This window comes from Geobacillus zalihae, from assembly GCF_030414215.1.
In the GTDB taxonomy this organism is placed as follows: Bacteria; Bacillota; Bacilli; order Bacillales; family Anoxybacillaceae; genus Geobacillus; species Geobacillus zalihae.
Genome location: NZ_CP129217.1, coordinates 3,361,609 through 3,381,786, shown reverse-complemented (window position 1 = coordinate 3,381,786; position 20,178 = coordinate 3,361,609). Strand labels below are relative to the sequence as shown.

Genomic DNA, 20,178 nt, shown 5'->3' with positions numbered 1-20,178 from the left:
CCGGTGATTTAGTGAAAAGTCGCGAAAAACGGACTCTTTTCAAATTGAGAAGTCCTGTAAAATCAACGCCTCTCTTTCACCCAAAAGCAACGGATTCGGCGAAATCGGTCGTTTTTCACCAGTCCTCTAAAGGAACAAAGCAACTTGTCTTGCCAAGAAGGGGGCAGCCGCCCATGAGCATGGCCTCCTCCTTCGGGCAGAGGTCGTGTCGGAACGCCACTTTTCCCATGAGAGGGGTAGACGGATGATTGGGTTGATGAAAGGATTGGCGTATACGTTAAAAGAGTTGACGCGCGAAAAAGTGACGTACGATTACCCGCACGAACCGCTCCCGCTCCCGGATCGGTTTCGCGGCATCCAGAAATTTTATCCCGAAAAATGCATCGTGTGCAACCAGTGTGTCAACATTTGCCCGACCGAATGCATCCAGCTGACCGGGAAAAAACATCCCGATCCGACGAAAAAAGGGAAAGTGATTGAGACGTACAACATCAACTTTGAAATTTGCATTTTATGTGATTTGTGCACGGAAGTATGCCCAACGGAAGCGATTGTCATGACGAACAACTTTGAGCTCGCGGAATACAGCCGCGACGCTCTGTATAAAGATTTGGCCTGGCTCGATGAAAACGATACGAACATCAGAAGGGAGAATAAGCCGTGAGCGGAACGGACATCGCCTTTTTCTTGCTCGCCCTCGCGGCGATTGCCGGGGGAGTGACGATGCTCCAGCTGACGAACGTCGTCCATATGGTCATCGCCCTCGTCATGACATTTGTAGGCATTGCCGGGCTGTACGTGCTGTTGTCCGCTGAATTTGTCGCTGTTGTGCAAGTGCTCATCTATTCCGGAGCCATCACGATCATCATGCTGTTTGCGATCATGCTGACGCGCCATCACACAGACGAAAGGGAGCGCCAAACCACCGGCGGCGTCTGGCATAAAGCGGTTGCCGCCCTCTCCGTCATCGCCTTCGGCCTTGCCGTCTACTTCGGCATCCGCCAGCTCGACTTCGGCGCTGACGGCAGCGCGCTTTCGGGCGACAACGCGAAGGCGATCGGCAAGTCGCTTTACTCGTATTATACGATTCCGTTTGAAATCGTGTCCGTCATTTTGCTTGTCGCCTTAATTGGCGCGATCGTGTTGGCGAAAAAAGACGGCAAGGGGGCGGAAGACGAATGACATTATCGGCCTATTTAGCGTTGGCGCTGATCTTGTTTTGCATTGGGCTGTACGGGGCGCTCACGAAGAGGAATACGGTCATTGTGCTCATCTGCATTGAGCTGATGTTAAATGCGGTCAACATCAATTTCGTCGCTTTTGCCAAATACGGCGCCCATCCCAGCGTTCACGGGCACGTGTTCGCGCTGTTTGCGATCGCCGTGGCGGCGGCGGAAGCAGCCGTCGGCTTAGCTGCGCTCATCGCTTTTTACCGCAGCCGGAAGACGGTTCAAGTCGATGAAGCCAATTCGTTGAAACATTAGAGAAGGGGATGGGAACGATGATGAACCTAGCTTGGGTCGTGCCGCTGTTCCCGCTTGGTTCGTTCATTCTGTTGCTGCTGTTCGGACGGAGATGGAAACAGCGAAGCGCCTATGTCGGCATCGCCGCGGCGTTCTTGTCGCTGCTTTTGGCGCTCGCGGTGCTTGTGGACCGCCTCGGCGGGTCGACGTATGAGGCAAACTGGACATGGATGACGATAGGCGGCGTGACGTTGACGGTCGGGATTTCCGCCACCGCCCTAAACGCTTGGATGCTCGTCGTCGTCGCACTCGTCAGCTGGCTCGTCCATGTGTATTCGCAAGGGTACATGGCTGGCGATGAACGGTTTTCCACCTTTTACGCGTATTTGGGCCTGTTTACGTTTGCGATGCTCGGTCTTGTGCTGTCGCCGAATTTGCTGCAGGCGTACATCTTTTGGGAGCTCGTCGGGCTTGGATCGTTTTTGCTGATCGGTTTTTACTTCTATAAGGAAGAAGCAAAAGCGGCGGCGAAAAAAGCGTTCATCATGACGCGCATCGGCGACGTTGGCTTTTTCATCGGCATGATGTTGCTCTTTTGGCAAACGCACAGCTTTGATTACGACGACATTTTCCGCGCCGTCGGCGACGGGACGCTGTCGCCGGGGATGACGACGCTCGCGGCGATCTTGATTTTCATCGGCGCCATCGGCAAATCGGGGCAATTTCCGCTCCATACATGGCTTCCAGACGCGATGGAAGGCCCGACGCCGGTGTCGGCGCTCATCCACGCTGCGACGATGGTGGCGGCCGGTGTGTACCTTGTGGCGGCATTGTTTCCGCTGTATGAGGCAAGCCATGCAGCCATGATGACTGTGGCGACGATCGGCGGGGTGACGGCGATTTTCGCCGCGACGATCGGCTTGGTGCAGACGGACATTAAGCGCGTCCTCGCGTATTCGACGATCAGCCAGCTCGGTTATATGATGTTGGCGCTTGGCGCCGGCAGCTATGTCGCGGCCATCTTCCATTTGACGACGCATGCGTTCTTTAAAGCGCTCCTCTTTTTGGCCGCCGGGAGCGTCATTCATGCCGTCCGTACGCAAAACATCGAGGAAATGGGCGGGCTTTGGCGGCGGCTGCCATGGACCGCGCCGCTATTCCTCATTGGGGCGCTGTCGATCAGCGGGGTTCCGCTATTCGCCGGCTTTTTCAGCAAGGACGAAATTTTGGCCGCCGCCTGGACGAACGGGCCGCGCCTCCTCTTTTGGCTCGCGGTCGCTGCCGCGCTGTTGACGTCGTTTTATATGTTCCGGCTCTTTTTCCTCGTCTTTGCCGGCAAAGCGCGGCATCATGAGGATGCTCATGAAGCGCCAGCCTCGATGGTGGCGCCAATGCTTGTGCTCGGCGTGCTGTCGATTGCATCCGGATACATGCAAACGCCATGGTTTGGCTCGTTCCTTGGCGAATGGTTGACGGATGGAGCGTATCGTCATGAAGCGGCGCCGGGATGGATCGCTGTTTTGGCGACGATCGTGTCGTTTGCAGGGATTTTTCTCGCTTGGCTGATGTACGGGGCGCAGAAAATGCCGCGCGATTGGCTGTCCGCGCGTGTTCCGTATGTTGATGAGCTGCTGCGCCGTCATTACTACATCGATGACATTTACCGTTTGACGGTCGTGTCGCTTGTGTCATGGATCAGCCGCCTGTTGACGTATGTCGACCGCTTCCTTGTTGAAGGGCTCGCCCGGCTTGCCGCCGGCATTGTCGGCGCGGCCGCCTCGGCTGGGTCGCGCGGGCAAAACGGGCAGGCGCAGACGTATGGGGCGGTGACGGTGGCCGGATTGGCGATTTTGGTCGTCATTTTCGCCTTAACAGGGGGGTACTGGCTATGATGTTTTTATCGCTGCTCGTCTTTTCGCCGCTGTTAGGCATCGTGTTGCTGATGTTTGTGCGCAAAACGGATGAACGAATGATTCAATGGCTCGGAACGGCTGCCACCGTACCGCCGCTCATTTTGGCGTTGTTTGCTTTCGTTCAGTCCGGGCGCGGGTTTCGCCTCGAGCGGCTCGACGAAGCACGGGACTGGGTGCGGCTTACGGACCTGCCATTTTTGACGGACGCGGCGTATGTGATCCGCTATGAGCTCGGCATCGATGGGCTGTCGCTTGTCTTTATCGTTCTGACCGCGGTATTGGCGACGTTGGCCGCTTTGGCGTCGATGCTTGTCACAACGGAGAAAAAAGGGTATTTTCTCTGGCTGCTGGCGCTTGAGATTGGCATGCTCGGCGTATTTTCCGCCGCCAATTTCGTTTGGTTTTTCCTCTTCTTAGAAGTGACGTTGGTCGCCATGTTTTTGCTTGTCGGCAAGTGGGGCGGGTTTGAGCGCGAGCGGGCGGCGTACAGCTACTTGTTGTACAACGGGCTCGGCTCGGCTTTGCTGCTTGTCGTGATCGCGGTGCTGCTTGCCCGAACGGGAACAGCGAACTTTGCCTTGCTTCATGAAATGTTACATAATCCAGCGGCGGAAGGGCAACTGATTGCGCCGCTGACGGAGGAAGGGCGTCGCTGGCTGCTCGGCGGGCTGCTGTTGGCATTTGCTGTCAAGCTGCCGGCTGTTCCGTTCCACCGCTGGCTCATCCGCGTCCACGTCGAAGCGCCGCCGCCGGTGGTGATGCTTCATGCCGGGGTGTTGTTGAAAATCGCAGCGTATGGGATGATTCGCTTCGGGGTCGGCTTGTTTCCGGATGAGTTCCGCTCGTTTGCCGGCGTTCTCGCTCTATTTGGCGTCATCAACGTGCTGTACGGCGCGCTGTTGGCGCTTCGCCAGCGCGAATTGAAACATGTGCTCGCCTATTCGAGCGTATCGCACATGGGAGTCGTGCTCATCGGACTCGGCGCGTTGAATGAGGCCGGCATTCAAGGAGCGGTCTTGCAATCGGTGGCTCACGGACTCATCTCGGCCTTGTCGTTTTTGCTTGTCGGCGTGCTCGCTCATCGAATGGGAACAACGGACATCAACCGGCTTGGTGGACTGACGAAAGCGATGCCGCTCTTTTCCGGGTATTTGCTCACAGCGGCGCTCGCCTTGCTCGGTCTGCCGGGGCTGGCGGGATTTGTCGGTGAATTCACGTCGTTCCTCGGGCTGTTTCAAACGAAGCCGGCCCTTGCCGCCGTGGGGGCGCTTGGCTTGATCTTCGCTGCTGTCTACTCGCTGAAAGCCGTCCTTGATATCACATTCGGCCGCCCCCGCGACCGGCGGGAAGCGGTCGTGAGTTCGCGTGAGCCGCAAGCATCTGCGGCAAGCCTCGGTGAACCGCAAGGGGGCGTCGTTGACTTGCAAGGAAAAGAAGCTGTGCCGGCGTTCATCCTCGTCGCGTTGATCGTGGCCGTCGGCGTCTATCCGCAGCTATTGGCCGCGCCGCTTACGGCCGTCGTCAAGACGATGATGAACGGGCTAGGGGGTTGATCACATGAACGATGTATGGCAATCCGATTGGAGCATGATGGCGCCCGAATGGATCGTCCTCGCGGCCGCCATAACGCTGTTGGTGATGGACTTGGCGCTGCCAAGTAGCCGAAGCCGCCGGCCGCTTGCTTGGGGCGCCGCGGCGGCGGCGGCGCTCGCCATGATCGCGACAGCGGCGATGATCCCGGTCGGGTCGGCATCGATTTTGCATGATACGTTCCGGCTCGATGCGTTCGCCAAAGCGTTCAAGCTCATTTTGCTGGCTGGCGGAGCGCTCGCTCTACTTTTAGTGGCCGAATGGGCGCCGAAAGAAGGCAGTCCGCACCGCGGCGAATTTGTCTATATGATGTTGTTTGCGCTGCTTGGGGCGATGATGATGGCGTCTAGCGGCGATTTGCTTACATTATTTGTCAGCCTTGAGCTGCTTTCGGTGTCGTCCTACATTTTGGCCGGTTTGCGCAAAACGGCGCCGGCATCGAACGAGGCGGCGCTCAAATACGTCATTAACGGCGGCATCGCCACCGCCATCATGCTGTTTGGCATGAGTTATGTGTTCGGCTTGACCGGAACGACGAATCTCGGCGGCATCGCGCGCCGCTTGCAGGAGACGAACGAGCCGTACATGCTTGCTTTGGCGTTTCTGCTTTTGCTCATCGGCGTTTCGTTTAAGCTGGCGACTGTTCCGTTTCATATGTGGGCGCCGGACGTGTACGAAGGAGCGCCCGTTCCAGCGACCGCGTTTTTTGCCGTCGTGTCGAAAACGGCCGGCTTTGCCCTTCTTCTCCGTTTGCTGGTGACGATCTTTGCCGCGGCGCCGTCTGAAGGGCGTGACCCATCATCGCTTCTTTTGTCGATGCAGCCGATCATCACCGTGTTAGCTGGATTGACGATGATCATCGGCAGCGTCGTGGCGCTTCGGCAGCGGAGTTTAAAGCGGCTGCTCGCCTACTCAGGCATCGCCCACGCCGGCTACTTGCTCGCGGGGTTTGCCGCGATGTCATGGGCGATGATCGATTCGCTCTGGATGTATTTGCTCGTCTATACGTTGATGAACATCGGGGCGTTTGCCATTATTGCCCATATTGTCAATGAAACCGGATCCGATGATTTGGATGGGCTCGCCGGCTTATATCGGCACCGCCCATTTCTGGCTGCGGCGCTCGGGCTGTTTTTGCTCTCGCTCGCCGGCATCCCAGGAACAGCTGGCTTTATCGCCAAGCTGCATATTTTCATCGGCCTTGTCGTCACAGAGCCGGGCCATTATGTGCTCGCCGCCGTGATGGCGATCACGACCGTCATCTCGTACGTGTACTATTTCAATTTGATCGTCCAGCTCTTTTTCCGCCCGACGTTCACCGCGCCGCTTGGCCGGCTGCCGGCCGGGCTGTCGACCGCCGTCGTTCTTTGCGCGCTTGGAACGTTGGCGATCGGCTGGGCGCCGGGGCTTGCTTACGATATGCTCGCCCAGTTTGGGCATTTTGGCGATTTTTTGCCGTAACGGTAGAATAAAGGGAGAGGGAGAATGCCTCTCCTCTTTTTTTGCGCCGCCGGCTTCGTTTGGAAAGGAGGGGATGCGCTGCGTGCTTTGCGCAGGAAAGCTCCATCGAGCCATGTTTGCTTTCCACCTAGCATGAAAGTTTCAAGGCCTGCGCATTTTCATCGAAAGAGGGGAATGCTCATCCCGCTGGCTTTGTTTCGGGACGAGGAGCACCTTGGATGTGCGGCCGGCTCTGTTTCGGGGGAGAAGAGCTTATCATGCGCCGCTTAATCTGTTTTCGAAACGCATGAAGTGCTTTGGCTGCTCGCCGCGTTCCGAAAAAGAGGAAATGCTTCGTATGCTTCGTTTCACATATGCTTGAGAAAGAGGTGAAATTTGATGATGCCGGTCATCGGCCAACAAGCGTTGATTTCGATTATCGTTCATTTGGCGTTTCTAGCGGTGACGTGGTGGACGCTGCAGGCGGTGCGGCTCGAGGTGCTGCTTCGGCCGAACCGCGTCGTCCAAGGGCGGCTGCTGTACATTTTATTGACGATTGCCATCGGCTCGACGGTGGCGAACTTTTTCCTTGACTATTGGGCTTGGTCAACCGATTTGCCGTATTTGTTCCGCGAATAGGGAGGCCCGGGGCGCCGTGGTGCTTCGGCTCCCCCTCCAATTGCCCGCTTGCCCCGCCCTCTGTCCGGCTGATCCGTTCTTGCCCCCGCCTCTTTGCTCCCCGTCCCGTCCCCTTCTTCCATGGATTCTCGGCTGTTTGCCCTCCGCTTTGATGTTTATTTATGAAATCGATTTCAAAAATCGCCGGTTGTCGATTTTTTTGACGTATGTTCCCTTGCCCGGTGGCAACAATAACAAGTAAGGAGAGGAAGGGAACGAAGATGAGAAAAAATCCAATCTGTTGGCTGATGGCGCTCGTCGCCGCGGTCTTGTTGTTGGCCGCAGGGCAATACCGGACGGAAGGCGCGCGGGGGAACGAATGGTCCGAACCATTGGAAATGATGGCGCACACATTGGCGCAGCACGGTGCCTCGCTCGGCCGCTGGGTCGTGTACACAAGAGAGTATGCCCACGATATTCAAAATGATGCGGACTTTTTCAAAAAAATGGCGGAGTTCAAACAAACATACCGCTCCTTTCACTGGACGTTCCACCAAACGAGCCATTGGCAAAAAGCGATCGGCACGAATGAACATTCCTTGTTTCGTGAACAAATCCAGTTCGTGATGACCGTCACAAATGGAACGCCGCAAACGTATATCCTCTATGAAGCGACCGGCCCAACGTGGAGCCAAGCTGGGTGGAAAGAAGCAGCACAGCACATTCAAAAAACGACGAACGGACTATTTGTGAATCACCCTACATTTTTTGCTTGTATTGAAGGCGAGTTCAGTGGTAATATGGAAGGTGGTTTGTTCGACCAAGCCTCTCAATTGCTTCGCGATTTTCAAGCGACGCCTGTCGAGTGGCTGCGGGAAGAGTCACTCGTTTCCCTGTCTGCATATACTGGGCAGTGGAAGAACGTTCTCCCGGCCGCCAATCATCAGCCGATCAACCTGCAACTCGCCTTGAGAGAAAGATTGGGCGGCAAGACGCGCGTCGTTGCTGGAACCCCAATCATTACCATTGAATACTAATATAGAGAAATTGGACGCGGAGGGGAATACCTTGGAAAAGATCATCGTCCGTGGCGGAAACCGGTTGAGCGGCACCGTCAAAGTGGAAGGCGCAAAAAATGCCGTTTTGCCTGTCATCGCTGCCACTTTATTGGCTACGAAAGGAACAAGTACGATTCATGATGTGCCTGCTCTTTCCGATGTATATACAATCAGTGAAGTGCTCCGCTATTTAGGCGCCGATGTGCACATTGCCGACGAGACGGTTACCGTCGATGCCACCGGTCCGTTGACGGTGGAAGCGCCGTTTGAATATGTGCGAAAAATGCGCGCGTCGGTGCTTGTCATGGGGCCGCTGTTGGCGCGCAACGGCCGAGCCCGCGTGGCGCTGCCGGGCGGCTGTGCCATTGGCTCGCGCCCGATCGATCAACATTTAAAAGGATTTGAAGCGATGGGCGCGTCTGTGAAAGTCGGCAATGGCTTTATCGATGCGGAAGTGAACGGACGGCTCCGCGGCGCCAAAATTTATTTGGACTTTCCAAGCGTCGGGGCGACGGAAAACATTATGATGGCCGCCGTGCTCGCGGAGGGCACGACTGTGATCGAAAACTGTGCGAAAGAGCCGGAAATCGTCGATTTGGCGAACTTTTTGAACGCGATGGGCGCCAAAGTGCGCGGCGCCGGCACCGGAACGATTCGAATCGAGGGAGTTGACGAGCTCGTCGGCACAACGCATACGGTCATTCCGGACCGCATCGAAGCCGGCACGTTTATGGTGGCGGCGGCAATCACCGGCGGCAATGTCCTCGTGCAAGGAGCCGTTCCGGAACATTTAGGCTCGCTGATCGCCAAACTCGAAGAAATGGGCGTGACCGTCATTGAAGAGGAAAGCGGCTTGCGTGTCATCGGTCCGGAAAAGCTGAAAGCCGTCGACATTAAAACGATGCCATATCCGGGCTTTCCGACCGACATGCAGTCGCAAATGATGGCTCTCTTGTTGAAAGCGGAAGGCACGAGCATGATCACCGAGACGGTGTTTGAAAATCGCTTTATGCATGTGGAGGAATTCCGGCGCATGAACGCCGATATTAAAATTGAAGGGCGTTCCGTCATTATCAATGGCCCGTGCCAGCTGCAAGGCGCCGAAGTGGCGGCCACCGATTTGCGCGCAGCGGCGGCGTTGATTTTGGCTGGACTCGCGGCGGACGGCTACACGCGCGTGACCGAGCTTCGTCATCTCGACCGCGGGTATGTCCGCTTCCACGAAAAGTTGGCTGCGCTTGGGGCCGACATTGAACGCGTCCGCGAAGAAACAGAACAATTCGACCAAATTCAAACGATCCAATGGAACGGATAAAGAGCGAAAAACGACCGTTCCTTGCCTTTTGGCAGGGAATGGTCGTTTTTTCTTGGAACACGGGCGACCGTCGAAGGACGGTAGAAAACAACTGTTCGTTCCTAACGGTCTGTTTTGAAGCTCAGAGAAAGACCGTCTGTATGAAGTTTCTCCATAAGCTTGATCGCATCGCGCGCGGCAAGTTGCGGCGGTGGTGAAACATGTGCTTTCGAAAACCCCCTTGTTCCATCGCCCCCTATTCCGTCACCGACTTTTTTCAACGGCTTCATGTTTAGAAGGCTGGCGATTTAAGGGGAAATGCTGTTCTCCAACAGTGTTTCTCAAATGGAAAAACCTTGCAACACCATAGCGTCATTCCTTGCGATTTCTCACAAACTGAGCGAATCCGTTGTTTTTCACCAGCCTTTTAGGCGGAGTGCGAAACGCGCTCATGAAGGTTTTGGCTGGAAAGAAAACTGTCATATATACTTGTCCGAGCCCATAACTATAGTAACGAACCGAAGCCAACGCAGGCATTCATTCGCGATGTCCGCTTGTGCTTGGAAAATGCATATTGGGGGCTCGGCTATGGTGAAACGACTGAAACCGGTGATGGCGCTCGCTCTCTCGCTGTTTGTCGCCATCCTCGTCATTCCGACGGCGCTCGTTCTTCCATTTTATGACGGGAAGGTGGCCAAATTGGCCGAACAACTGCACAAGCAAGAACAAGTCCAACGGTCGCAGGCAGCCGAAGGGCCGTCCATCGACGTGGCGGTCTATCGAAGCAAAGAACAACGCGTCGAACATATTCCCCTCGAGCAATACGTCATCGGCGTCGTTGCGGCGGAAATGCCGGCCGAATTTGAACTCGAGGCATTAAAGGCGCAAGCGTTGACGGCAAGAACGTACATCGTGAAGCAATTGCTCGCCAACCAGCCGTTTCGCCTGCCAAAAGGAGCGAATGTGACCGACACGGTGGCTCATCAAGTCTATTACAGCGATGACGAACTGCGAAAACTATGGGGCAGCGACTACGATTGGAAAATGAAAAAAGTGACAAAAGCGGTGATGGACACGCAAGGGCAAATTTTGACATACAACAATGAGCCGATCGAGGCGCTGTTTTTTTCGACAAGCAACGGCTATACGGAAAATTCGGAAGCCTATTGGCAAAGCGATTTTCCGTATTTAAAAAGTGTCGCCAGCCCATGGGACAAACAATCCCCGAAGTTTTACCAGCGAAAAACGATGCCAGTGGCGGAATTCGAGCGAAGACTGGGGGTCGAACTGCCCGCTGACGGCTCAGTCGGCGTCATTGTATCGCGCACTCCCGGCCGCCGCGTCGGCGAAGTGAAGATTGGCGGCAAGACGTTTACGGGCCGCGATGTGCGCGAACGGCTCGGATTGCCGTCGAGTGATTTCACCTGGGTGCGCAACGGAGATGACATCATCATTACGACAAAAGGCTACGGCCATGGCGTCGGCATGAGCCAATACGGCGCCAACTTTATGGCCAAAGAAGGGAAAACGTACGCCGACATCGTTAAATATTATTACCGCGGCGTCCATATTTCGTCGGCGACGGCGTTTTTAAACAAATTGACCGCGAAAAATGGATGAACCGGGGTTCTGCCGCCCCGGTTTTCTGTCAAATGTTCGGGGCAAACGGCAGGGAGACGCCCCTCGCCATGCGCCCCTCATTTTTTTGCATAAAATCTAGTCGAATGTCAAAAAATAAGTGAAAAAATTATTTTCTATGTGTATATCTTTTCCTCTTTCTGTTCAAAATGGTTGCTGAGGTGATGAACATGAGAGAGGAACAAAAACAATCGTCGCTGAAGCGTCTGTTCCGCAAACGTTGGGTATTTCCGGCGATCTATTTATCGTCTGCCGCATTAATCGTCGCTGGTGCGCTTTGGTTCCAATTGGGCAAAGAGGAGAATACGGGCAGAGACAACGTGGCGAAAAACGGCACCGCCCAGCAAGAAAATCCGGCTGTTCCGGTCAATGAAACGGTCGAAACGATTGCGATGCCGGTGCTTGATCCAAATGCGGTGCAAGTGAAAACGCCATTCTACGATGACAAAGCATCGGAAGCAGAACAGGAAGCAGCCCTCGTCTTTTATGATCATACGTACCACCCGAACCAAGGCATCGATCTTGTGCGCCAAGACGGCAAAACGTTTGATGTCACCGCTTCCTTAAGCGGCACGGTGACGAAAGCGGAAAAAGACCCGATTTTGGGCTATGTTGTCGAAATCAATCATGAACAAGGGGTCACGACCGTCTATCAATCGCTCGCTGATGTGAAAGTCGAAGCCGGCGACACGGTGAAACAAGGTGAAGTGATCGGCAAGGCAGGGCAAAGCGAATTCAACAAAGAAGCCGGCATCCACGTCCACTTTGAAATTCGCAAAGACGGCCGGGCGGTCAACCCGATCGATTATGTCGACAAACCGTTGACGGCTTTGACTGACAAAGCGGAAGACAAAACGGGAACCGATCGCGCCGCCACGAGCAAAGAAAAAGAATTGATGCCAAGTGACGAAACAGCGCCGACAGACGAAAACCCAGCGAATGAACAACCATCGGCTGACGACCATTCGACGACGCCAAGCGACAACCATCAAGACGAAAACAACGACGCTTCATCCTACAAAACGCCAGACGCCTCGATCGGCATGGCAAGAGCGTAATCGACAAGGCGTCGAGCAAGAGGAAACGAAAAACGCGACGAAAAGGCCTGTCCGTTTGCCAAGACAAGACAAGCGGGCGGGTCTTTTTTCATCGTCGTTTCACGAGACTTTTGCACCGCAGGGGGTGCGGACGGGGATTGAAAAAGCTTTTAACCTCATGCTAGAGCCGTTATAATGATAGAAAAATGGATGCTAGGCGGGGTGACAAGGCGATGAAACTAGATGACATCGATCGCAAAATTCTTGAACTGTTGATTGAAGATGGCCGCATGTCGTACGTCGACATCGGCAAAAAGCTGAACCTTTCGCGCGTCGCCGTCCGCGAGCGGGTCAATCAGCTCGTCAAGCACGGTGTGATTGAAAAGTTCACCGTTGTCATCAATTCAGAGAAATTCGGCAAGCAAGTTTCAGCGTTTTTCGAGGTCGACTGTGAACCAGCGTATTTGGTCGAAGTGGCGCAAAAGCTGGCCGAAAACCCAAACGTGGCGAGCTGCTACCAAATGACCGGTCCGAGCACGCTCCATATGCACGTTCTCGTTGAAGATTTTGCCGCCCTCGAAAAATTCATCAACAATGAGCTGTATGCGTTAGAAGGCATCACGAGAGTCGAAAGCCATATTTTGCTTCGCCGCTTCAAGAGCCGGACGGGGTTGAAGTTGTAGCGGCCGCCTCTGGCAGGGCCGTGAAACCCGGTAAAAAGCGTCCCGTAAAGGGGCGTTTTTTTATTCATAATAAAAAATTGGCTCTTCACCACAACATGTACTTGACAACGGTTTCCTGACAAGGATAGGCAAAAAGTGCTGATGTTCCCTCACAAGCGTAAATAGGGGATGTTCAGAAAAAATCAAGTACAACTTTTGGTGAAGAGCCAAAAAATTCAATTTTTTTTTTAGAGAATTATGTAGAAAAATGATTCGAATTCCTATATAATCATAAAAAACGAAATAAAAATTAACTTTGTTAAATATCAATTTGGTTTTAATTAACAAATGAATATAAAATTCTCTTTTATATAAACAACGGAAAGGAGTGAGTATGATGGCAGGGATGATTGTCAGAAGATTTTTTCAGCTTATCCTCCTATTGGTCGGCATCTCGTTCCTCGTCTTTACGAGCATGTATATCGCTCCGGGGGACCCAGCAACGATCATTGCTGGCCCGACCGCATCACAGTCAGACATCGAGGCCATCCGCGAAGATTTAGGGCTTAACGACCCATTCCTTGTCCAGTATGGCCGCTACATGAACGGGCTGTTTCATGGCGATCTCGGCTATTCGTACCAAACGAAGCAGCCGGTGTGGGACGCGATCATGACGCGGTTTCCGAACACGCTTAAGCTAGCCATCGCCAGCATTATCGTCGCGGTGATCATCGGTGTTGTCGCCGGCATTATTTCTGCCATCCGGCAAAATTCATGGTTTGACGTCTCCAGCACCGCGTTTGCTTTGGCAGGCATTTCGATCCCGAACTTTTGGCTTGGCACCGTACTCATTTTAATTTTCGCGGTCAACTTGCAGTTGCTTCCAGTCGGCGGGCTGGATCAGCCATTTTATACGGCAGAAGGGTTGAAGCAGCTGGTGCTGCCGGCCATTACGCTTGGGACCGGGTCAGCAGCAATGATTGCGAGAATGAGCCGTTCGTCGATGCTCGAGGTCATCCGAGCCGACTTTATTCGGACAGCACGGGCCAAAGGCTTAAGAGAGCGGACGGTCATTTGGGTGCATGCCTTGCGCAACGCCATGATTCCAGTCATTACTGTTATTGGTCTAAACTTTGGCTTTTTGCTCGGCGGGACGATCATCACCGAACAGGTTTTTGCCATTAACGGCGTCGGCCGCCTGATGGTGCAAGCCATTGCCGCCCGGGACTTCCCGATGGTGCAAGGCTCCGTCTTGCTTGTTGCTACGTTGTTTGTCTTAGTCAACCTGATTGTTGACATTATTTATACGTTTATCGACCCGCGTATTAGTTACGATTAAAAGAACGATAGAAAGGGGGGAAAATCGATGGAAACCGGTGCAGCGGTGAATACAGGCCATGCCACAGCCGGCCTTGGACGCAAGAAAGAAAAAATGTACATCACCACGATCAAGCGGTTGTTGAAAAACAAGTTAGCAGTTGTGGGGCTTGTCATCATCGCTATTCAAGTACTCATGGCCATCTTCGCCCCGTGGCTCGCCACCCATGATCCGATAAAGCAAAATTTGTCAGCGGCTGAGCTTCCGGTTTTTTCTGATGGACATTGGCTTGGAACCGATAACTACGGGCGGGATATTTGGAGTCGCATCGTCTATGGCGCCCGCATTTCCCTCGTTGTCGGCATCGTTTCCGTCAGCTTAGGGCTGATCGGTGGGGTGGCGCTCGGCCTGTTGGCAGGGTATTATAAAAAACTCGACGGACTGATCATGCGGATTGTCGACTTGCTGTTTGCGTTTCCGGGCATTTTGCTTGCCATGCTCATCATCGCCATTTTAGGCACTGGCTTGATGAATGTGGCGATCGCCATCAGTATTTGGTCGATCCCAACATGCGCCCGCATCGTCCGTGGCAGTGTCTTGTCAGTAAAAAATCGCGAATATATTTTAGCGATGAAAGCGCTCGGGGCAAGCAACGCCCGCATTATCATCAAGCATATTTTGCCAAACTGTTTGGCGCCGATCATTGTGTTTGCGACGATGCGCATGGCAACGGCCATTTTATCTGCTGCCTCGCTCAGCTATTTGGGGCTCGGCGCTCAGCCGCCGACGCCGGAGTGGGGCGCCATGATTGCCGCCGGACAAGCGTTTATGTGGACGTCGCCGCATATGACGATCGTCCCGGGCATCGCGATTATGCTCGTCGTTTTCGCTTTTAACGTCGTTGGCGACGGATTGCGCGATGCGCTGGATCCGAACATGGATATCAATTAATCAAACATAAATAAATAAACCGTTTTGGAGGGAAGGAACAGTGAAAAAGAAGTATTGGTCTTACGTCTTGCTTGTTCTCATGCTTGCCATTTCTGGAGCACTGGCTGGATGCGGAGGCAAATCCGCTTCTAACAACGCCTCGTCCAGTTCGCAAGGGAAAGGAACCGTCGCCCAGGAATTGACGTATGCGACGACATCTGACGTCGTTGGCCTTTCGCCGATTCTAACGAACGATTCCGTCTCGTCTGCCGTTATCGAGCAAGTGTATGAAACGTTGTTCGTCCGTGATCCGGAGACGATGGAAATCAAGCCGCATTTGGCGGAATCGTATGAAACTCCGGATGATAAGACGTGGGTCATCAAATTGAAAAAAGGAATTAAATTCCATGACGGCACCGACTTTAATGCGGAAGCGGTCAAGTATACGTTTGATAAACTAAGAGACCCGAAGACAGCGGCGCCAAGGGCATCGCTTCTTGAACCGGTCGAATCGGTGGAAGTGAAAGATGATTACACGGTAGTGATCAAAACGAAATACCCGTATGGTCCGATGTTGGCGGCCTTGTCGCATACGAACGCTTCCATTGTCAGTCCGACGGCTGATCAAAAACAAGATTTAATGAAACAGCCGGTCGGCACTGGCCCGTTTAAATTTGTTGAATGGGTGCCGGGCGACCATGTGACATTAGAGAAAAACGATGACTATTGGCAAGGGGCGCCGAAGTTGGAAAAAGTGACGTTCAAAGTTGTTCCGGAAGTGACGACGGCGATTTCGATGCTGCAAACGGGCGATGTGCAATTTATCGACAATATCCCGGCTGAACAGTTGTCCCGCGTCGAATCGATGAAAAATGTTCAGCTGATCAAAAAGGAAGGCACACCAGTCTACTATTTAGGCTTTAATATGAAAAAGAAACCGATGAACGAGCTTGCCTTCCGTCAAGCGGTTTCCTATGCGATCAACAAAGATGAGTATATCCAGCAGCTGAAAGGGCTTGGGGTGAAATCAAACAGCGTCATCGGTCCGAAAGTGTTCGGCTATGATGAAGCGTCGGAAAACGTCGCTTACAGCTACGATCCGGAAAAAGCAAAACAATTAATCGAGAAACACGGATATAAAGGCACAAAAATTACAATTCTCGTCGCCAACACAGCAAGCTATATGAAAATGGCTGAGATCGTCCAAGCGCAATTGAAAGAAGTCGGCATTAACGCTGAAATTGAATCGATGGAATGGGGAACCTTCCTTGACGCGACAAAGCAAGGAAAATACGATATCACATTCCTTGGGTGGACCAATAGTACGGCAGATGGCAGCGAGCTGTTCTATCCAAACTTCCATTCAAAAAACGCAGGTGTATCGAACCGTACATTCTACAGCAACCCAACCTTTGACAAACTTGTCGAAGAATCACGTACGACGATCGATCCAGAAGTGCGGAAACAAAAGTTGAAAAAAGCGAATGAATTCTTGTTGAAAGATGCTGCCGTTGTTGTCATGAACCATGGCGTCGTGACGGCGGCTGTTGATCAATCGGTGAAAGGATTGGAGATCGATCCGACAGGACAATGGTCGCTCTATCACGTTCATAGAGAGTAGGGGATAGCATGGCTGAAACATTGTTGCGTGTCGAGAACCTTGTCACGACCTTCAGCACGGCGGAGGGAAAAATCTCCGCCGTGCGGGGGGTTTCTTTTTCCGTCCGCAAAGGAGAAACACTCTGCATTGTCGGCGAATCAGGGTGCGGGAAAAGCATCACCTCGCTGTCGATTATGGGGTTGCTTCCCAACAACGGGAAGATTGAGAGCGGATCGATTGAGTTTGCAGGACGCGACTTGGTGAAATTGTCGAAAGAAGAGATGCGCCGCATCCGCGGCAATGAAATCTCAATGATTTTCCAAGAACCAATGACGGCGCTCAACCCTGTGTTTACAGTTGGTTATCAACTTCGTGAGCCATTGATGCTTCATCAAAAACTGTCGAAACGGGAAGCGCACGAACGAAGCATTGAACTGCTCAAGCAAGTCGGCATCCCGTTTCCGGAAAAGCGAATGAAACAATACCCGCATGAGTTGAGCGGCGGGATGAGGCAACGTGTCATGATCGCCATGGCGCTTGCCTGTCATCCGAGCTTGCTCATTGCGGATGAACCGACAACTGCTTTGGATGTGACCATTCAGGCACAAATTTTGGATTTGATCAATGAGTTGAAACAAAAATTGAATATGGCCGTCATTTTGATCACTCATGACATGGGCGTAGTCGCGGAAATGGCGGATCGAGTGATGGTCATGTATGCTGGTGAGAAAGTGGAAGAAGGCGATGTCGAAAGTATTTTCGCCAACCCGCGCCATCCGTACACAAAAGGGTTGTTGAAATCCGTGCCAAGCGTGGATGATGAGGAGTATTCGCTTGAACCGATTCCGGGGACGCTACCGAGCTTGCACGAACGAATTGACGGTTGCCGCTTCCACCCGCGCTGTCCGTTTGCGACCGACCAATGCCGCACGGCGCCGCCGCCAGAGAAAACGATCAGCGCCAGCCATTCTGTCCGTTGCTGGCTAGAGGAGGGAGCCCACAGCCATGAGCCAGTCCAAGCAGCCACTTCTTAAACTGGAAAACGTCAAAAAATATTACCCAATCAGAGGGGGACTGCTGCGGCGTATCCAAGGCTATGTCAAAGCGGTCGAAAACGTCTCTCTCGATGTGTTTGCTGGGGAAAGCGTCGGCATCGTCGGTGAATCGGGATGCGGAAAATCGACGCTCGGTCGGACGATTCTCGGCCTTGAAGAGGCGACGGGTGGCGCCATCTTCTTTCGGGGTGAGGAGATCAGCCGCTTGCCGGAACGGCAACGCAAAAAATGGAAAAAAGAGATGCAGATGGTGTTTCAAGATCCGTACGCGTCGCTCAACCCTCGCCAACGCATCGGACATGCCTTGGAGGAAGCGTTTATCATCCATACGAACATGACAAAGGCCGAACGCGAAGAGCGGGTATTGCATTTGCTTCAAGAAGTCGGGCTTCGCCCAGAACATTACGACCGATACCCGCATGAATTCAGCGGCGGGCAGCGACAGCGGATCGGCATCGCCCGAGCGATCGCCTTAAACCCGTCGCTCGTTATTTGCGATGAGGCGGTCTCTGCGTTGGACGTATCGGTTCAAGCGCAAATCATTAAACTGTTAAAAGACATCCAAGAAAAACATGAACTGACGTATTTGTTTATTTCCCACGATTTAGGGGTCGTTCGTCATTTTTGCAACCGGGTGCTTGTCATGTATTTAGGCCATGCAGTGGAGCTGGCTCCGTCGCGGGAGCTGTACGCCAATCCGCTGCACCCATATACGAAAGCGTTATTGTCTGCCATTCCGCGGCCGAAGCCGGGCGCTAGGCGGGAGCGCATTCGTCTTGAAGGGGATTTGCCGAACCCGGCCAACCCGCCAAAAGGATGCCCGTTCCATACGCGCTGCCCGGTGGCGACCGAACGATGCAAACAAGAGCGACCGGAGTGGAAAGAAGCGGCTCCAGGCCATTTCGTCGCTTGCCATGAAGTGAAGTGAGGAGGGGTTGCCATGGACTACCTATACCACCCATACCCATCGCAGCGGACGACGGTGTTTGCGAAAAACGGCGTCGTCGCAACGTCGCAGCCGCTCGCGGCGCAGGCGGGGCTTGATGTGTTGAAAAAAGGCGGCAATGCCATCGATGCCGCCATTGCCGCCGCCGCCTGTCTGACAGTCGTGGAGCCGACATCGAACGGCATCGGCGGCGATGCGTTCGCTCTCGTCTGGACGAATGGGAAACTGTACGGCCTGAATGCGAGCGGTTATGCGCCAAAAGCGATTTCGATCGAAGCGTTGAAAGAACGCGGCTATACCGAGATGCCGAAATACGGATTCGCCCCGGTGACGGTGCCGGGCGCGCCGGCGGCGTGGGCGGCGCTGTCCAAGCGCTTTGGCCGCCTGCCGCTTGCCGAAACGCTCGCTCCGGCGATCGCCTATGCGGAAAACGGCTACCCAGTATCGCCGGTGCTGGGCAAATACTGGGCGAACGCTTATCGGGTGTACAAAGAAGCGCTGAACGGGCCGGAGTTCGCCTCGTGGTTTGCGACGTTTGCGCCGGGCGGCCGCGCGCCGAAGATCGGCGAAGTGTGGGCCTCGCCGGACCATGCGGCGACGCTGCGCTCCATTGCCGAAACGGAAGCGGAAAGCTTTTACCGCGGCGAGCTGGCGGAAAAAATCGCGGCCTTCTCGAAGCAATACGGCGGCTTTTTGGCGGCGGACGACCTCGCCGAGTACGAACCGGAATGGGTCGAGCCGATCTCCGTCTCCTACCGCGGCTATGAGGTGTGGGAAATTCCGCCGAACGGTCAAGGGCTTGTGGCTTTAATGGCGTTAAACATCATGAACGGGTTTGACGTGCCGAGCGTCCCGGATGTCGAGACGCACCACCGGCAAATCGAGGCGATGAAGCTGGCCTTTGCCGATGGGAAAGCGTACATCGCCGACTGCCGCTATATGAGCTGCAGCCCAGACGAGCTGTTGTCGGAGTCGTTTGCCGCCGCGCGCCGGGCGCAAATCGGCGAGGAGGCGCTGACGCCGGAGCCGGGGACGCCGCCAAAAGGCGGAACGGTCTATTTGGCCGCCGCCGACGGCGAAGGGAATATGGTGTCCTATATTCAAAGCAACTACATGGGCTTTGGCTCGGGCCTCGTCGTCCCAGGCACCGGCATCGCCCTGCACAACCGCGGCCATAACTTTGTCTTCGATGAACGCCATCCGAACGGGCTGGCGCCGCGGAAAAAGCCGTATCATACGATCATCCCTGGCTTTTTGACCAAAGGGGGTGCGCCGGTCGGTCCGTTCGGCGTCATGGGGGGATTTATGCAGCCGCAAGGGCATCTGCAAGTGATCATGAACACGGTCGATTTTGACTTGAACCCGCAAGCGGCGCTCGATGCGCCACGTTGGCAGTGGGTGGAAGGAAAAACGGTGTTGGTGGAGCCCCACTTCCCGCGCCATATCGCCGAAGCGCTCGCCCGCAAAGGGCATGACATCCGCGTCGCACTTGATGGCGGTCCGTTCGGCCGCGGGCAAATCATTTGGCGCGATCCGCACACCGGCGTGCTCGCCGCCGGGACGGAGCCGCGCACGGACGGCGCGGTCGCCGCTTGGTAAACCAACGGTAAGGGAAT

18 protein-coding genes are annotated in these 20,178 nt (G+C 54.2%); all 18 read left to right on the top strand.

Annotation, left to right across the window (positions count from 1 at the left end; all coding sequences use genetic code 11):
* Window positions 1-244 precede the first annotated feature (244 nt).
* The gene (gene nuoI / locus QWV57_RS17035; protein WP_013146600.1) at window positions 245-664 is read left to right on the top strand and encodes an NADH-quinone oxidoreductase subunit NuoI; all 420 of its coding nucleotides are present in this window, start codon (window positions 245-247) and stop codon (window positions 662-664) included.
* Window positions 661-1,182 carry an NADH-quinone oxidoreductase subunit J gene (locus tag QWV57_RS17030; RefSeq protein ID WP_013524804.1) on the top strand — a complete coding sequence of 174 codons (522 nt, stop codon included), beginning with the start codon at window positions 661-663 and terminating at the stop codon, window positions 1,180-1,182. Before nuoI ends, QWV57_RS17030 begins: the two co-directional genes overlap by 4 nt.
* Window positions 1,179-1,484, top strand: coding sequence for an NADH-quinone oxidoreductase subunit NuoK (gene nuoK, locus QWV57_RS17025; protein ID WP_011232815.1), 306 nt, complete (start codon window positions 1,179-1,181; stop codon window positions 1,482-1,484). Before QWV57_RS17030 ends, nuoK begins: the two co-directional genes overlap by 4 nt.
* Before the next feature lie 17 nt (window positions 1,485-1,501).
* The gene (nuoL, locus tag QWV57_RS17020) at window positions 1,502-3,355 is read left to right on the top strand and encodes an NADH-quinone oxidoreductase subunit L (protein ID WP_301100152.1); all 1,854 of its coding nucleotides are present in this window, start codon (window positions 1,502-1,504) and stop codon (window positions 3,353-3,355) included.
* A complete protein-coding gene (locus tag QWV57_RS17015; protein ID WP_301100151.1) occupies window positions 3,352-4,929 on the top strand; it encodes an NADH-quinone oxidoreductase subunit M in 1,578 nt (525 codons plus the stop codon). The genes nuoL and QWV57_RS17015 overlap by 4 nt, the downstream gene beginning before the upstream one ends.
* 4 nt (window positions 4,930-4,933) lie before the next feature.
* Window positions 4,934-6,427 (top strand): NADH-quinone oxidoreductase subunit NuoN, encoded by a 1,494-nt coding sequence (gene nuoN / locus QWV57_RS17010; protein WP_301100150.1) that lies wholly within the window; start codon window positions 4,934-4,936, stop codon window positions 6,425-6,427.
* Between the two features lie 378 nt (window positions 6,428-6,805).
* Window positions 6,806-7,045: a DUF1146 family protein gene (locus QWV57_RS17005; protein WP_011232810.1), complete on the top strand. Its 240-nt coding sequence runs from the start codon at window positions 6,806-6,808 to the stop codon at window positions 7,043-7,045.
* A gap of 260 nt (window positions 7,046-7,305) precedes the next feature.
* The gene (locus tag QWV57_RS17000; RefSeq protein ID WP_129447237.1) at window positions 7,306-8,061 is read left to right on the top strand and encodes a YwmB family TATA-box binding protein; all 756 of its coding nucleotides are present in this window, start codon (window positions 7,306-7,308) and stop codon (window positions 8,059-8,061) included.
* Window positions 8,062-8,092: 31 nt separating this feature from the next.
* Window positions 8,093-9,397: a UDP-N-acetylglucosamine 1-carboxyvinyltransferase gene (murA, locus tag QWV57_RS16995; protein ID WP_014196941.1), complete on the top strand. Its 1,305-nt coding sequence runs from the start codon at window positions 8,093-8,095 to the stop codon at window positions 9,395-9,397.
* Window positions 9,398-9,964: 567 nt separating this feature from the next.
* Entirely contained in the window at window positions 9,965-10,996 is a 1,032-nt protein-coding gene (spoIID, locus tag QWV57_RS16990) for a stage II sporulation protein D (protein ID WP_011232807.1), read from the top strand.
* A 188-nt stretch (window positions 10,997-11,184) separates the two neighbouring features.
* Window positions 11,185-12,072, top strand: a complete 888-nt coding sequence (gene spoIIQ / locus QWV57_RS16985; protein ID WP_119877743.1) for a stage II sporulation protein SpoIIQ — start codon at window positions 11,185-11,187, stop codon at window positions 12,070-12,072.
* 212 nt (window positions 12,073-12,284) lie between these two features.
* The gene (locus tag QWV57_RS16980) at window positions 12,285-12,734 is read left to right on the top strand and encodes an Lrp/AsnC family transcriptional regulator (RefSeq protein ID WP_015376050.1); all 450 of its coding nucleotides are present in this window, start codon (window positions 12,285-12,287) and stop codon (window positions 12,732-12,734) included.
* A gap of 376 nt (window positions 12,735-13,110) precedes the next feature.
* Window positions 13,111-14,052, top strand: a complete 942-nt coding sequence (gene nikB, locus QWV57_RS16975) for a nickel ABC transporter permease (protein WP_129447238.1) — start codon at window positions 13,111-13,113, stop codon at window positions 14,050-14,052.
* Between the two features lie 27 nt (window positions 14,053-14,079).
* Complete coding sequence (locus QWV57_RS16970) at window positions 14,080-14,982, top strand: ABC transporter permease (RefSeq protein ID WP_015376048.1); 903 nt, start codon at window positions 14,080-14,082, stop codon at window positions 14,980-14,982.
* Between the two features lie 40 nt (window positions 14,983-15,022).
* Window positions 15,023-16,582, top strand: coding sequence for a glutathione ABC transporter substrate-binding protein (locus QWV57_RS16965; protein WP_015376047.1), 1,560 nt, complete (start codon window positions 15,023-15,025; stop codon window positions 16,580-16,582).
* An 8-nt stretch (window positions 16,583-16,590) separates the two neighbouring features.
* On the top strand, window positions 16,591-17,595 hold the full coding sequence (locus QWV57_RS16960; protein ID WP_301100149.1) for an ABC transporter ATP-binding protein: 1,005 nt from the start codon (window positions 16,591-16,593) through the stop codon (window positions 17,593-17,595).
* Window positions 17,567-18,544 carry an ABC transporter ATP-binding protein gene (locus QWV57_RS16955; RefSeq protein ID WP_015376045.1) on the top strand — a complete coding sequence of 326 codons (978 nt, stop codon included), beginning with the start codon at window positions 17,567-17,569 and terminating at the stop codon, window positions 18,542-18,544. The genes QWV57_RS16960 and QWV57_RS16955 overlap by 29 nt, the downstream gene beginning before the upstream one ends.
* A gap of 12 nt (window positions 18,545-18,556) precedes the next feature.
* Window positions 18,557-20,161 (top strand): gamma-glutamyltransferase family protein, encoded by a 1,605-nt coding sequence (locus QWV57_RS16950; RefSeq protein ID WP_301100148.1) that lies wholly within the window; start codon window positions 18,557-18,559, stop codon window positions 20,159-20,161.
* Window positions 20,162-20,178: the final 17 nt, after the last annotated feature.

Coding starts and splice junctions, on each gene's coding strand:
- nuoI (WP_013146600.1), top strand. CDS start 245: ATGATTGGGTTGATGAAAGGATTGGCGTATACGTTAAAAGAGTTGACG.
- nuoK (WP_011232815.1), top strand. CDS start 1,179: ATGACATTATCGGCCTATTTAGCGTTGGCGCTGATCTTGTTTTGCATT.
- nuoL (WP_301100152.1), top strand. CDS start 1,502: ATGATGAACCTAGCTTGGGTCGTGCCGCTGTTCCCGCTTGGTTCGTTC.
- QWV57_RS17015 (WP_301100151.1), top strand. CDS start 3,352: ATGATGTTTTTATCGCTGCTCGTCTTTTCGCCGCTGTTAGGCATCGTG.
- nuoN (WP_301100150.1), top strand. CDS start 4,934: ATGAACGATGTATGGCAATCCGATTGGAGCATGATGGCGCCCGAATGG.
- QWV57_RS17005 (WP_011232810.1), top strand. CDS start 6,806: ATGATGCCGGTCATCGGCCAACAAGCGTTGATTTCGATTATCGTTCAT.
- QWV57_RS17000 (WP_129447237.1), top strand. CDS start 7,306: ATGAGAAAAAATCCAATCTGTTGGCTGATGGCGCTCGTCGCCGCGGTC.
- spoIID (WP_011232807.1), top strand. CDS start 9,965: ATGGTGAAACGACTGAAACCGGTGATGGCGCTCGCTCTCTCGCTGTTT.
- spoIIQ (WP_119877743.1), top strand. CDS start 11,185: ATGAGAGAGGAACAAAAACAATCGTCGCTGAAGCGTCTGTTCCGCAAA.
- QWV57_RS16980 (WP_015376050.1), top strand. CDS start 12,285: ATGAAACTAGATGACATCGATCGCAAAATTCTTGAACTGTTGATTGAA.
- nikB (WP_129447238.1), top strand. CDS start 13,111: ATGGCAGGGATGATTGTCAGAAGATTTTTTCAGCTTATCCTCCTATTG.
- QWV57_RS16970 (WP_015376048.1), top strand. CDS start 14,080: ATGGAAACCGGTGCAGCGGTGAATACAGGCCATGCCACAGCCGGCCTT.
- QWV57_RS16960 (WP_301100149.1), top strand. CDS start 16,591: ATGGCTGAAACATTGTTGCGTGTCGAGAACCTTGTCACGACCTTCAGC.
- QWV57_RS16955 (WP_015376045.1), top strand. CDS start 17,567: ATGAGCCAGTCCAAGCAGCCACTTCTTAAACTGGAAAACGTCAAAAAA.
- QWV57_RS16950 (WP_301100148.1), top strand. CDS start 18,557: ATGGACTACCTATACCACCCATACCCATCGCAGCGGACGACGGTGTTT.